The organism is Paenibacillus roseus (assembly GCF_016424485.1).
GTDB lineage: Bacteria > Bacillota > Bacilli > Paenibacillales > Paenibacillaceae > Paenibacillus_D > Paenibacillus_D roseus.
This window is the reverse complement of sequence record NZ_JAELUP010000005.1, coordinates 1-15,197: the sequence shown is the minus strand read 5'-3', so window position 1 is coordinate 15,197 and position 15,197 is coordinate 1. Positions and strand designations below refer to the sequence as shown.

6 protein-coding genes are annotated in these 15,197 nt (G+C 46.4%); 4 read left to right on the top strand and 2 right to left on the bottom strand.

Annotated elements, in window-relative coordinates:
* Window positions 1-45 precede the first annotated feature (45 nt).
* The gene (locus JFN88_RS02190) at window positions 46-1,362 is read right to left on the bottom strand and encodes an extracellular solute-binding protein (protein ID WP_199017658.1); all 1,317 of its coding nucleotides are present in this window, start codon (window positions 1,360-1,362) and stop codon (window positions 46-48) included.
* A 298-nt stretch (window positions 1,363-1,660) separates the two neighbouring features.
* Here JFN88_RS02190 and JFN88_RS02185 point away from each other — a divergent pair, with 298 nt between their 5' ends.
* Both JFN88_RS02185 and JFN88_RS02180 read left to right on the top strand, forming a co-directional pair.
* Window positions 1,661-3,412, top strand: coding sequence for a sensor histidine kinase (locus JFN88_RS02185; RefSeq protein ID WP_199017657.1), 1,752 nt, complete (start codon window positions 1,661-1,663; stop codon window positions 3,410-3,412).
* A gap of 15 nt (window positions 3,413-3,427) precedes the next feature.
* Window positions 3,428-4,669, top strand: coding sequence for a response regulator (locus JFN88_RS02180; protein WP_199017656.1), 1,242 nt, complete (start codon window positions 3,428-3,430; stop codon window positions 4,667-4,669).
* A gap of 78 nt (window positions 4,670-4,747) precedes the next feature.
* On the opposite strand, the gene JFN88_RS02175 is transcribed toward JFN88_RS02180, so the two are convergent.
* Window positions 4,748-9,433 carry an S-layer homology domain-containing protein gene (locus tag JFN88_RS02175; protein ID WP_199017655.1) on the bottom strand — a complete coding sequence of 1,562 codons (4,686 nt, stop codon included), beginning with the start codon at window positions 9,431-9,433 and terminating at the stop codon, window positions 4,748-4,750.
* A gap of 280 nt (window positions 9,434-9,713) precedes the next feature.
* On the opposite strand from JFN88_RS02175, the gene JFN88_RS02170 reads away from it, so the two are divergent.
* Entirely contained in the window at window positions 9,714-10,673 is a 960-nt protein-coding gene (locus tag JFN88_RS02170) for an alpha/beta hydrolase (RefSeq protein WP_199017654.1), read from the top strand.
* Window positions 10,674-11,128: 455 nt separating this feature from the next.
* A partial coding sequence (locus JFN88_RS02165; protein ID WP_199017653.1) for an AMP-binding protein occupies window positions 11,129-15,197 on the top strand: 4,069 nt, incomplete at its 3' end.

Sequence of the window (15,197 nt, the reverse complement as noted above, 5' to 3'; positions counted from 1 at the left end):
GTGCCATTGGAAAAGGGGCGGAGGACCGCCCCCTTGTGCCACAGCTTATTTGTTGTTTTTATCCCAGTACTCGTCGAGAGACTGCATGTTTTTCGCAACATCTGTGTCGCCAAGCAAAATGTTTTGTGCAACTTTGTTGTATTGATCCTGAATACCTGAAACTGGCACACGGCCGACTTTATTGTTCATATGACCAACCATTGGCGGGTTTTTCAGCAACAGTTCGTAAATTTCCGTTTGCAGTGGGGACATATCCCACTTCAGCGGTTCCTTCAGGTTGGAGAACAAGGCATCTGCTTGCAGAATTCCTTTATGAGCTTCCGGATCAAGCATCATAAATTTGGCAAACTTGAGCGCTGCTTCCGGGTGGTTGCTCATTTTCGCTACTGCATAGCCGCCAGAGTTTTCACCGCCGAGCAAATATTGCGTGCCGTCCTTGGTCGGAGTTGCAAATACGCCAACCTCGAAGTCTTTCTTCGAATTCGCTTCCGCTGCGCTGAACCAGGAGCCCATCGGATACATTGCGCCATTGCCTTTAAGGAATTCTTGTTCTACTGCTGTATAGTCGATGCTCAGCACACCTTTGTTGAAGTAGCCGTTTTTAACCAGGTTCGTGTAATATGTAGCCGATTCGATCCAGTTCGGGTCTGTGAATTTCACTTTGTTGTCAAAACGGTCCGCATACCAGTTTTTGTTGTCCTTGTAGATGTCAGGTGACGTCATGACCGAGAACGTAAAGCCTGCTGTCCAGTCGCCTGCGGTCAGCAATGGCGTAATGCCTTTAGCTTTCAGCTTCTCTGCTGCTGCCTCCAGTTCCGCCCATGTTTTCGGCGTGGATTCTATGCCTGCTTCAGCGAACAGCTTTTTGTTGTAGAAAATAAGCGATTGCGGCTGGCGAATTGCCGAAATGTTATACAGCTTGCCGTTAATCATTTCCGCTTCGTAGTTGTTGATTTTTTTGATATCGTCATCAATTGGAATTTCAAGCAGGGCATCTGCATCGACGAACATCTGGATGGTCGCGTTCTGAACAACATCCGGGAAGTCGCCTGATGCGAGCAATGACTTCAAATAGCTGTCGGGATTGCCTTCATTAGCTGGTGGCTGAATGCGCTTTACCTTGATGCCAGGGTTTTCGCTCTCAAAACGGTTGATCAGCGAGTCGTAATAGGCAACCGTCAGATTCGGGGTAATCCACGATTGGAATACAATTTCAACATCCTTGGTATCTGTCGTTTTCGTACCGTTGTCAGCTGGTTTAGCCGGATCGTTTGTTTTTGTACCGGAGCTGTTACCGCCGCAAGCAGCCAATAAGCTGCTCAGTATGAGCAGCGTCATGCACATCGTAAACCACTTTCTCATTGTTCGCCCACCTCTTCATGTCGATTAGTAACCTCGACTCTATTATAGAAATAATTGCTTGGGGACAGCCACAGCATTAATTTGATTTTAGCTAGAGCAATTAAACTACATTTGCTTGCTGGCACAGCTCTTTTTCACCCTCCGCCCAAGAAACAGCACTAATGAAACTTTTACTGGAAAAACTATAGGTTCCCATCTCTGGTGCATGATCGCCGATTGACAGCGCTTTAAATTCCTTCATACAATGGCGTTAGGCCGTCGAATTTTGTAAATGCTCTATTATAAAAGGAGCTTCTCTATGAAAATTGTATCCTTGTACCGCAAATGGATCGGGCGCTTTATTTTCCGCAAGCTGAATATCGGCATCGGTTCCGCCTTGCTCGTTGTGTTCATCCTGCTCGGCGTTGCGATTTACAACAACTTTTATTTGATTCTGGAGAAGAAGGAGCTGGAACTGCTTACGATCCGTGCTGAAAAGCTTAAAATCCAGTTTGCCGATATTATTGAACGATCCAAATATGATTCCCTCAGTCTATACCAGGGGGGCGACAATACAATGCAGAACGCCGTCTACGAGATGTTTTTGCCTGACAACATTCCTGCCGCCGATAGTAGAGAAGCGGTTTTGCAGCAAAATTACATTAAAAATGTGATTCTCCATATGCTGTCTCGCAACCCGTATGCTTCGGCAGTGCTCATGTATCGTGTCGCCGATAGCAAGCTGTTCATGGAGTCACAGCAGCAGAAGCATCGCATTGACCTTGATTTTCCCGTGGAGGCGTTTTTTCATTCCTTCCCGAAGAGCTACAAGCATCCGTACTTTGGCAGCACCGACGAATTGCTGCAGCCGAAGCAGCAGGTGCTTTATATCGCCAACCCGATCTACAATCCGCTGAGTATCCACCCGGACAAAGTATACGGGTATCAGTTAATGGCACTAAACACTGCTGCCATTACGAAGGAGTTTGACGCGCAAAGTACAGACTATCGGCTTATTATTAAGCAAGACGACAGGGTGTTGCTCGACAGCCGTCCCGATGAGCCGTTTGATCTGCACACGACCAAGGATCTGATTTCACTGCACACGATTAATAACAGTCGGATCGACATTATTGGTATCAGTTACAAATCGAGTTTGCAAAGCAAGCTGAACAACATTATGATTAGCATTTTGTTTACGCTAGGCCTGAGCTGGATCATCTGCCTGATCATTATTCATGTCATCCAGCGGCTGATTGTCGGACGGTTCAACCAGATGAGCAGCCATTTCAAAAACGTGCAGCGCAACCCGTTCACCAACCTGATGCCGGTTCAGGGCGAGGATGAAATCAGCGATCTGATCATGCGCTTTAACCGGATGACGCTGGAGCTGCAAAATCATATCAATCAAGTGTATGTCGCGGAAATTCATAAACGAAATGCTGAATTTGTCGCCTTAAAGACGCAGATTCATCCGCATTTTCTGTATAATACTCTGGAGTCGCTGCGCATGCAGGCATTAATAAGCGATCAGCCGGAGCTGGCTAACAAAATCTATCATTTGGGCCGCCTCTATCGCTGGATGCTGCAGCCGACCGATGACCTCATCTCAATCCAGGAAGAACTGGCTCATACGAATTATTACCTGGAGTTGCTCATGCTCGGCAAGTCTAACCGGATCAAGCTGCGCGCACTGACCGAGCTGAGTCTTGAAAATTGCTTTATGCTGAAGTTTACGTTGCAGCCCATCATCGAAAATGCGATTCAGCATGGCAGGCTGGAGCAATACGACAACCCGTGCATTACCCTTGAAATCCGCAGGCAAGATGAGCTGCTCGTCATCGAAATTTCCAACAACGGCCAGCCGCTTACGCTTGAAGAGCACAGCCGACTTACCCGGCAGCTGCAAACCGCCAACGCTTTCCCGGATGAGCATCTGGGGCTCAAAAACATACATGAACGCATTAAGTATTATTATGGCAATGGATTCGGGCTTTCTTTACCCGGCATACACCAAGAGGAGGAGCCGTTCCGGCTGCTCATGATATTCCCACATAAACGGCAGGTTTAAGGAGGTACATAGGAAATGTCAACGTTGCTAATTGTCGATGATGACCAATTTATTCGCGAGGGCCTGAAGCGGCTGATCGACTGGAAGGCGCTAAGTATTCGGGAAATATTCGAGGCTGAAGGCTCTTATGAGGCACTGGAGCTGTTGGAGCACTGCAAGCCGCTCATTGTCCTCACCGACATTCGGATGCCGAAAGGGGACGGCCTGCATCTTATTGAGCAAATCCGGCAACGGCAATGGAAGCCGTTCGTGATTGTCCTCAGCGGCTACAATGATTATACCTATGTGCGGCAAGCCATGAAATTTCAGGTCGAGGACTACTTGCTCAAGCCGGTGGATGCCTCCGAGCTGACCCAGATTATTGCTACCTGTACCGAGCGCCTTCAGGGACAATTCATTGAAGAGCAGATGCAGCGAGAATCGTTCCAACTGCTGCGCAACAACATTTTGCTGCGGTGGGCGCAAAACCGGATTCAATATGACCAGTTGCGAGAGAAGCTGAAATTTTTGCAGTTGCCTCTGCTGATGAAGGAGCGCTACCAGATTTTTCTGATTGACTGGCACACACCGGAGGAAGGGGAACTGTCCCGAACCGAGGAGCAGTTCCGATCGTTCGCCATCTTAAATAGTATGGAGGAGGCGCTGCAAGAAAGTGATCGGGGCATTGCTTTCCTCAATGAACAGCGCCAGATTATCGTCCTGTTCACCGATGAAGGGCAGGATGCGGAGGCGTTCGCTGCGGGGAATAAATGCTGGATGGCCGACATTGCACAGCGGTATGGAATAATTTTGAAGACACCCTGGATCAATCATATCGGCAAGGTGGTGACCCTGCCGCATCTGCTGCATGAATCGTATGGCGAAGCACTGGCAGGCTGTACACGCATCGTTACTGAAGCGAACGAGCAGGATGAGGCTCCGTTGTCGAACAATCCGATCATTCGCCAGGTCGAGCTGTATGTGCAGCAAAATTATAGCGATGAGCTTTCCTTGCAGTTGCTTTCCATGCGCTTTAACGTCAATAACGTCTATCTGGGCAGGCTGTTCAAGGAGGAGACCGGACAATATTTCAATGACTACCTGAACCGTATCCGACTCGGACATGCGAAGAAGATGCTGGCCACGACCGCCTTGAAGGCATCGGAGATCGCTACAGCGGTCGGCTTTCTTGATCCGAACTATTTCTACCGTAAATTCAAGCAAGTACGCGGCATCTCGCCGTCCGATTACCGCCTGTCCATTAACAAGCATGTATAAGCAAAGAAGCTTCCTGCCCCTCCAGACGGAGCGAGGCGAGGAAGCTTCTTTGCTAATAACTGTTATGATTTGTACAGTCTACTTGACGGGGGGCCGTTCATTTTGATTGTGATTTAGAAGATTAATAATGAGAACAACTGCTTCTGCACGTGTCAGATTTTCAAGAGGAGCAAAACGATTGTGATCCTTCCCCTTTACAATACCGGCACTAACAGCAGCCTCAATATAAGACTTTGCCCACCCTGGAATTTGTTTATCGTCCGCAAACCCAGTACCAGATACGGATTGTGGTTGAGATGGAATGCTTCTAATCGCAATCACTGTTGCTTCAGCACGTTTAATCTTTTGCTCGGAACGGAAGGTATGATCTTCGTAACCTTGTATAATTCCTGCCTCAACTGCAGCCGCGACATAAGGCGCTCCCCAGGAAGGGATTTTGTCTTGATCAACAAATATACTTTGCGACTGCTTGGAAGATAAACCCAATGCCCGTCCCAGCATAGTTACATATTCAACTCTTGTTACTTTCTGTTCAGGTCTAAATGTTGAATCCGTATAACCGGTAACGAAACCTGCTTCCAGTGCCTTGGTTATATATCCTTTTGCCCAATGGTTGGTCACATCCTTTAATACAGGATGTTCGACTGTTCCTTCACTGCCTTTAGGCGTTTGTTCTTCATTGTTCTCTTTGCCCTTGGATGGAGAGTTCGTATCACTTCCGCTTCCAGACCCGCTACTGCTGCCTCCGCCGGTAGAAGCATTTCGGACCGTAAATTTCTTTTCAATAGTCGTTGTATTGCCTGCTACATCGCTCGCTTCAATTTGCAGTACGTGATTACCCAGCTTACCGGTCAGAGAAATTGCTTGGTCTAATTCAAGCTCTGTCCCATCAAGTTTCACTTGGGCTTTGTCGATACCAGAGAGTTGATCCTGAATATGGATAGTGAGGTTCAACTGACTCTGGTTAGTAATCTGCTGATTGTTCTTTAAATCCACGCCTTGAACCTTTATAGACACTTCCGGAGCCGTTTTGTCTACCTTTACTTCTAAATGCTTGTCAGGCTCTTGATTCCCGCTCACATCAATAGAACGATAGACGACCTCATAAATGCCTTCCCCAAGAGTAAATGGTTCTACATAGGGTTTAAAGGTTGTGGATTCATTAGCTTCACTTGCGTTTTTAATAATACGGTATTCAGTCGATGCTACCCCGCTCAGGTCATCTTCGGAAACCAGTGTGACTGTAGTATCAGACGAAAACCATCCATTATGTGCTTCTTGATCCACAATTGCCTTCGTTACCGGGGGTGTTCTATCCCAGGTTTCTACTTTCAGGTTGTCAAATAATACTGTTTTTCCTGATGCTGCAGCCAATTCCAGATTTAATCCGCCCCCGTTGCTGAGGCCGCCAACTTCACTAATGCTTTGCCATTGCTCGGGTTCCTGCTGTTGTGAAGACCAGACTTTTAGAAACAATTTGTTATCTATAATCGCAGATTTGACAGAGTACCATGCTCCAACCTCAATTTTTTGCTTCAAGGTCGCTAGTCTCTTATAGTCATTAATATTTTGCTGCACGAGTACATTTTCGTTTGCTTCATTCGGGTGGATGGAGAAGTAAATTTTATTTTCATTGGCACCCGGAGCTTCCGATTGCTGACTGACATAGATGCCATCATACTGCCTGGTCATGGCATCATTAAATTTAAATGTAAAAGTAAGTAAACTGTTCTTCCATTTTGCATCTTTAAATAACTTCCCGCTGGAGCCACTCGCTTGCAAAGCCTTAGCGCCTGTTCCGGCGTCTACCTCAACAATGCTAAATCCGGACGGGCTATTAGAGAACAATTCATTTGGCAGCGGGCCTGGTGTTAGATTGTCAAACGTTTCTCCGAAAAGCAATGTCGTTTTTGGAACAATCGTGAGGGTAAAATGTTTATCACTTACCACACCATCAGCAGTTGTTATATATACCAACCCTGAAGTGGCTGAAGAAGGGACCTTGACCTTAATCAGTTCAGGTGTCCATGAAACAATATCTGTGGCTTGGGCAACGATAGACGACTCTCCTCCAGTAAAAGTCACAGTGCCTTTAGTGTCACCAAATCGCTTGCCGGGAATAGCAATGATAGTGTTGGCTTCCGTAAGGTCATATTCGGCAGTAATCAACGGCGGCATTCCGGATAGATAAGCTTCCTGAATTCCTGCATTAGAAGCAATATGGGTTGGATAGTTTGCGCTTCCTGGTGTTACCCCAAAGTAATTGGTTTGAATTGAGTTCGTCGCTTGTCTTCCCTGCATGCCAATATCATTATAATGATACGGTGAAGAAACATCATAAATAATATTATTCCGTACTACAAATCCACCTGTTCCCTCGTCCAAATACAGTCCACCCGGCCATCCGGGTACGCTATGGATCAAGTTGCCTTCAATACTCGATCCTTCCATCATGGAGAGGGTATAGATTGCCGCTCCATCATGCAATTGCTGCATAACCTTGTGGATATAATTATTTTTGATAATATTCCTTTTTGCAATTGTAGGCTTATCGAACCTCGGTAAATCTTTTGCTTCTCGATCCGTCCTGCCATTTTCATCAAAATAGCCCCAACCCCAACCAACCGAAATACCGCTGTATGAGGTATCATAGATTTCATTATGCGTAATTGTCGTCCCATCCGTATATCCTGCGAAAATCGCTACACTGCCTTTAAAGTCAGTACCGATCTTATTAAAGAAGTTATTGGTGACAAGATTATCTTTAACTATTTTTCGATCATCATTAGGATGTGCATCTTCTAATTGAAATCCACCAATTTGCACACCGCTGCCAGCAATCTCGCGGAAGATAGAGCCGCGAATGATATTATCACTTGAGCCTTTGTCAATATCGATGACACCTGATCCAAAAAATTGAAAGTTATTGCGCTCAAACAAGATATGGTTTGCTGCATGTAAAGTAATGCCGCTTGGCATTTTTAAATAGGAGGTGTGGTGAAGATCAATTGCCGGGTCTTTTAAAATATTTGCTTGAATTTCCGCATATCCCTCTGAGCTTACTCTAAGCGGCGTAGTATGCTCAAATGTTAAATTCTCGAATGTTATATGATGTACCGGATTATCTAACGTACCCTCCATAACGATAAGTTGCTCCACAGTCGGCACGATTGCCTCAGCAGTCGTCATATCTTCCCCAACTCGCGGCATGTAATAAATGACACGGGAGGTACGATCAAAATACCATTCTCCAGGCTCATCCAATAATTCGTAAGCATTTTGAATATAATTGGGGTCCTCAACTTGTGCGCCATCTTTGATCTGCACATCACGAAATACTGGATTTCTCATCGTAATGATAACGCCATTTCCATTCGGATCAACCGTTATGTCATCAAGCGGCACTATGGAGTGGCTCCATGCTACATCATAAACAAATTCGATTTGGGATTTATTACGCCAATTAGCCATATTTCTATATTTAGCAGTTGTAATATACTGACTATAAACAGAAAATGTTCCTTGATAACTATTGAAAATTTCTTCTAATTTATGTCTTTCCATATCTGGATCATCGGTTCTATTCCAACCTTCAGCTTTTATTACATCTCCTCTTGCGATGACCCCTTTCTTGCCGTTTAAATAGAATTGCCGGGTATCACTCACATCTGGAACGGGTGCAGACCATATGCCAGAGTCGTTCTCCTGTTTTGTCCATCCCGTTATTTTTTTTGCACCGCTTAAAACCGGCTTTTCTCCTGAATATGCTTTATACACAATACGATAGTCGTTAGTGCCCGAATCTTCTGATTTAAATGTAATTTTTTGCGATACTGGAAAGGTTCCATCTCGCAGATAAACGATAATATCTCCTGTCATGTTCTGATTCATGGAGCGAACTGCCTGTTGTGCCTTTTCAATCGTACGAAATGGCTGATCCTTGGTGCCATTGTTATCGTCATTACCTGAAGGCGATATAAAAAGCTCTGCCTGAATAGCGTGATTCTCTTCATTGGAATAGTTCTCAATTGCTGCCACTCTTATGTTATCAAAAGCCGCTGAGACATCGTCATTCCCGCCATAGAATTCTAAATTGAGTCCGCCTCCGTTCTCCAATGAACCGGTTAGAGAAGTAAGATTCCAATGTTCAGGCTCTGCTTCTTGAGTTGACCATGTTTTAAAGTAGTACATTCCCTCATACCAGATGGCCTTGGCTCTATACCATTGCCCGATAGTAAAGTTCTTTTCTCCTGAGTCATGCCGTGTATATCTGCCATTGATATATTCTTGAATAGAAAAATTTGCTCCATTATCGGAGTACGGATGCAAGGAAAAGTAAACTTTGCTTTCATTATCTTCAGGCGCATTCGAGTAAGCGCTTGCATATAATCCGTTATTATTATCTTCCAGTTGATCATTAAACTTATAATCAAATGTTAATGATGTGTTCTTCCAGTTTCCTGCCTTGAATAACTTTCCGCTATTCCCCTTTGCAAGTAAAATCTGATTTCCATTTTCAGTCTCATCTTCAACTACACTGAAACCATCTGGTGAAACGTCATACGCCTGAGCCGGCAGATTTCCCACAGAATAGCTATCAAAATTATCTTCAAATAAAACCTCCGTCTCTATGACGCTCTGATTCTCCGCAAGTGGGATCACCTGTGCGGCATAAGCAGTACTTGAAACTGCTGTTAAGGAGGGGATAGCTAACAGAAATGCGAGTAATAGGGACACGATTCCTTTAAACTTAAGATGCTTCAATTTCCTCATCTCTCCTTTTCATTAATTGTTTCAAATTGAATTATAGTGTAGCCTTTAATCACTCGCTAGAGTAAAAACTAAACATTTAACAGGAGAAAACATACCGATAGCCAGTAAGCTGCACTGCCACAAAAACCGGACAGGATTTGTGGTGCCATTTTTAAAAAAACTAGCAGTAAACCAACCCTGTGACAGCCAATAGGCTTACCCGATATTTCCAGACGGGGACCCCTTCCTGTATAATAGTGGGGGATACACTACTAAATAAGGAGGACAAATTGTGTACGCAACTATTATATTTGGCATCATCGGGGTTTTGATCCTGCTGGTGATTGCTCTTAGCTTTTACTTCTACCGTGTAGCAGTAGCGCGTGTGTCCAAGTCCTTCTTAGATGATGATCCGGGACTGAAACTGAATCCGAACATTAAAATCGATTTGGCTGAGGAGCGCAAGTGGTGGTCAGAGCAGTCTTTTCAATATTGGGAGCAGACATCAAGCGATGGTCTGAAGCTGAAAGCCTATTACTTGCCTGCACCGAAGTCGACTGCGCGTATAGCCATATTGGCTCATGGCTATTCCGGCGATGCCAGCATTATGAAAAGCTTCGCCAAGCTGTATCATGAAATCTACGGTATGAATGTGCTGCTGCCGGACGCTCGGGGACATGGCATTAGCGAAGGCGGCTATATTGGCTTTGGCTGGCATGAACGGCATGATTATGTGCAGTGGATTCAACTGGTGCTGGACAGGTTCGGCCCCCAGGCGGAAATCATACTGCATGGCGTCTCCATGGGCGGGGCAACTGTCATGATGACAAGTGGCGAGAAGCTTCCCGATCAGGTCAAATGTATCATTGAGGATTGCGGATATACATCGGTAGTCGATGAATTGTCATTTCAATTGAAACGGCTGTACCATTTGCCACGATTCCCCTTGATGCAGGCAACCAGTCTGCTGACTCGTATCCGGGCTGGCTACTTCTTTGGTGAAGCATCAGCTATCAAGCAGGTGCAAAAAACAGAGAAGCCGATGATGTTTGTTCATGGAGAAAAAGATTCCTTTGTACCAACTTCAATGGTATATCAGCTTTATGAAAGCTGCAGAACAAACAAGCAGCTGCTTGTCATTCCAGACGCAGGCCACGGGGAAGCCTATTTGGTAGATCCGGAGACATACAAGCGGGAGTTGACCGCTTTTTTGGAAAAGCATCTGGCCGGGACTGAATCTGTAACGGTATAATTTTTGATTCACGCAAGGGACTGCTCTGTAATACAGAGCAGTCCTTTTTTTGCGCAAAGAGCTTGTCCGTCAAAAAACGGCTAGCTATTTGCGCTGATTTTCCCTCCTAGTAGCCTGCTGAGATACGCTAGAACTAGGCCTTTAATCACGCGGACAATCATATGATAGACTTATTTACATGATCGGAAATCCATGCTATTATATTCACAACAATTTGGATGTATATTTTTATTATATTATCAAAAATTTGAAATAAATATTTTTTAATGGGTTAAAAAATGCTTTCAGGTAGGGTTTTTACATGTTACCGCTTACATTTCATGAATGAAAATATAACATAAGGTGTTTGGTTGTGTAATAGAGTCTATTAAAATAATGTCCAAAAAAAGGTTACAGAATGGAGTGATATCAGCCTTGCACAACATTAAACTTCCAATAGAAAGCGAGGTTTGTTTATGATTCAGACGTTAAAAGGAATAGACAGCCTGGTAGATTTGCTCAATTTGCGGGCAGAGAACCAAAGGGACAGCAAAGCCTACAGTTTTCTTACTGAGCAAGGTGAAGAAAACTCGATGACCTATGGTGAGTTGGACGCTCGTGCGCGTGCGCTCGCAGTTTGGCTTACTGACCGCCAGGCAAGAGGGAAGCGCGCCTTGTTGCTATACAATGCAGGCTTGGATTATATTGCAGCGTTTTTTGGGTGCTTGTATGCCGGTGTGGTTGCTGTGCCGGCCTATCCTCCTCGTCTTAATGGAAATTTTCATCGTGTGCAATCCATTATTGAAGATTGTGATGCGAGCTTTGCCCTGACAGATGCCGTAACCCATTCCCGGCTGCAGCTCAAGTTTCCTGATGCTCCACTCCTCACTGATTTGCAATGGGCTGTCACCGACTCTTGGATTTATCAAGACACGTCCAACTGGAACGTCTCTCCCACCGATAGACATCAACTGGCATTTCTCCAATATACTTCTGGCTCCACCTCTTCGCCAAAGGGAGTTATGCTGAGTCACTCTAACCTTTTGCATAATCTTCAACTTATTCAACAATCAACAGGATTGTCTTCTCAAGATCGAAGTGTCATCTGGTTACCTCCTTATCACGATATGGGACTTATTGGCGGGATTCTCCAGCCCTTGTATACCGGCTTTCCTGTTGTTTTGATGTCCCCCGCCCACTTTGTCCAACATCCCTTGAAATGGCTGCAAACCATTTCGGATACTGGCGCCACGGTAAGCGGAGGTTCGAATTTTGCTTATGAACTTTGCGTGAAAAAAATAACGAAGGAAGAGCGTGAAAAGCTCGATTTGAGTAACTGGACCATTGCTTTTACAGGCTCTGAGCCTATACATGCGGAAACCTTGACACGCTTTGCAGAGGCTTTTCACAATAGCGGATTTCGCTACCAATCCTATTATCCGTGCTACGGGCTGGCGGAGGCGACCTTATTTGTCTCAGGAGCGTTGCAGGGGATCGGCCCTGAGGAACGGATATTTGAGAGAAAAGCTTTAGAAGGGGGGCTGGTTGAACCAGCGCTACCTTCGTCACAGGGCAGTCGTAGTTTGATTAGTTCAGGGAGGGCTATGACTGGAGACCCGGACGTTGTTATTGCGGACCCCGTGAGCGGTATACGCCAAGCTGAGAACAAGATCGGAGAAGTATGGGTATCCGGGGGAAGTGTGGCGCAGGGCTATTGGAATCGCCTAGAACAAACTGAAAAGACGTTCAGAGCTTATTTATTCGATACAGGGGAAGGTCCGTTTCTGCGAACAGGCGATTTGGGATTTATAAGCTCAGGAGAGCTTTTTATTACGGGAAGAATGAAAGATTTGATCATTGTTCGTGGGCGGAATTACTATCCTCAGGATATTGAGTATGTCGTAACCATGAGCCATCTTGCAGTAAGTTCGGGCAACTGTGCGGCATTCTCCATCGATGTAGGAGAGGAAGAGCGTCTGGTCATTGTATCTGAGTTGGAACGCGCCTACCGCAAGAATAACCCGGAAGAAATATTTGCATCGGTCAGAAAGGCGATTTCGGAGCATTACGAATTGCAGGTACATACGATTGTGCTGATTAAACCAGCCTCCATTCATAAAACATCGAGCGGAAAAATCCAACGCAGCGCGTGCCGCCAATCCTTTTTAGACGATGCGCTTGACATCGTTGCAATTTACCAAGAAAACAACCAGTTCCGGGTCGCATCGGATGAGGGCAATGGACAATATGAACAATCCCATATACAGGCGGATGTAGTCGTACCGGATATTGTGGAGCTTCGGCAGTCAATGGAGGAAGAGCGTACGGCAACGATTATATCGTATTTGAATCTGGAGACGGCCAAGCTGTTAAAAGTTCCAGGCTCATGCCAACCCGATCTTTCATTGCAAGCGCTAGGCTTTGATTCTATTAATATCGTGGAACTCAAGGCTCGACTGGATGAGATTTTTGCGATTGACTTGCCTTTTGACAGCTTGCTGGAAGGCCCGACACTACAGGAATTGTCGATTACCATCGAACGGTTAATCATGTTGCCTCCCGTTCCAGAGCGGCCTGTTGACAAGCAGGCAGAGACCATACCGGTTACTGAATTTCCGTTATCTGTTGGCCAGCGCGCGCTGTGGTTTATTCAAAAACTGAACCCCGAAAACCGGATGTATTACATTACAAAAACCTTCCGGGTACAGCGGAATTTCAATCCAGACGCCTTTATACGCTCGATAGAAGCTTTGCAGAACCGCCATGTCTTGCTGCGTGCCGGAATAAAAGAAACCGAGGGTGAACCGTCTTTTTACATGGATGGAAATCGGGAAGCGAGCATTCACATTATTGAGGCAAAGGATTGGTCGGAGGTACAACGACTGGAACGAATCAAGGAAGATTCGACCAAAGAAATTGACCTTCAGCGGGGCCCTCTGTTTCGAATTCTAATTATGAGTTGCGGTGATGAAGATTACATGCTCTCGTTTACCTTCCATCATATCATTAGCGACTTCTGGTCTTTTGCGGTATTCGCCAAGGAATTTAGTGATGTTTACTCACGGTTGTCACAAGGCCAAGCATACTCGTTGCCTGCTTTGAAGGCGGAATACAGTGCATTCGTATCGGAGCAGAAATCACATCTGGAACAAGACGGGGAGCGTATGTACGCTTTTTGGAAAGAGCGGCTAGTCGAGCTGGAGCCGGTACGGCTGGGCAACCCGACTTTAACGGAGAATGGCAGCCCCCGCGGAAGGAAGATTTATTTTCAACTCCCAGCGGAGACATCCAGGCAAATTCGGGAATTAGCAAAGGATTTTGAGGTTTCCGTTTACAGCTTCCTGCTTTCTGCTTTGTTCACGGTATTTCATCAATCGCTGGGCCAGAATAATCTGGCAGTTGGAAGTCCGGCTTCGGGCAGGCTGCATCATCGTTTCATGGGAACTCTCGGATACTTTGCAAATCCGGTTGTCATCAGGAACCAAGTGGTCGCTAATGAATCGTTTCGGGATTTGGCCCAACGTGTGCATCGAGAAGTTACGGAAGGGTTGAAGCATCAGGAATATCCGTTCTTGACTATTGTGGAGCGAATGCAGGCCAGGCGTGATCAGCGCAACCCTTTGTTCAACATGATGTTTTCGATGCATTCGTCGGTATTGGCTCAGGACGATGGACTTGTAGCTGCCGCTATTGGTGTCCCGGGCACCCGTTTCGAGCTTGGAACGCTCTCTATGGAACTGCTGGATGTCGTAGATGCTGCCCCTCAATTCGATTTCACAATGACTGTGGGGAAAGTTGGCGAGGGACTTCTTGGCAGCATGGAATACGACAGCTCCTTGCTCCACGAGGAATTGGCAGAGCGGATGGCAGAGTATTTCACGCGGCTGTTGGAAAGTGCGACGGCCACCCCGGAAGAGCGGGTCGGGCGCCTGGCAATGCTGAGCGAGGCGGAAGTCCATCAGCAGACTGTGGAATGGAACCGGACGGAGCAACGGCTGCCGGACTGGAGCCTGCAAGAGCGTTTCGAGGAACAGGCGGCTCGGACGCCGGAGCGGACAGCACTTGTGTGGGGCACAACGGAGCTGACCTATGGGGAATTGAATCGGCAGGCGAATCGGCTGGCCCACCGGCTTCTATTCCTGGGTGTTGGCCCGGACAAGCTGGTCGGCATATGCCTGGAGCGGAGTCCGGAATTGGTGATTAGCATGCTGGCCGTGATCAAGGCTGGCGGTGCGTATGTGCCTGTGGACCCTGCGCTTCCACTGGAGCGGCGCAGGGATATGATGAAGCGGGCCGGACTGAAGGTACTGGTGACGCGTGAGGCTTTCACCGAAGGCGCGGATTCTAATACGGAAATGACAGTGGTCTGTGTAGACGCCGATCAGGCGGGACTGGAGACGGAGCGGGAAGAGAATCCGCAGACGCAGGCGGGTGGGGATCATCTGATGTATGTAATCTATACATCAGGATCAACCGGACTTCCGAAGGGAGCGAGCGTATACCGCCGGGGTTTTGCCAACCTGATGCAGTGGTACATCGGAGAAT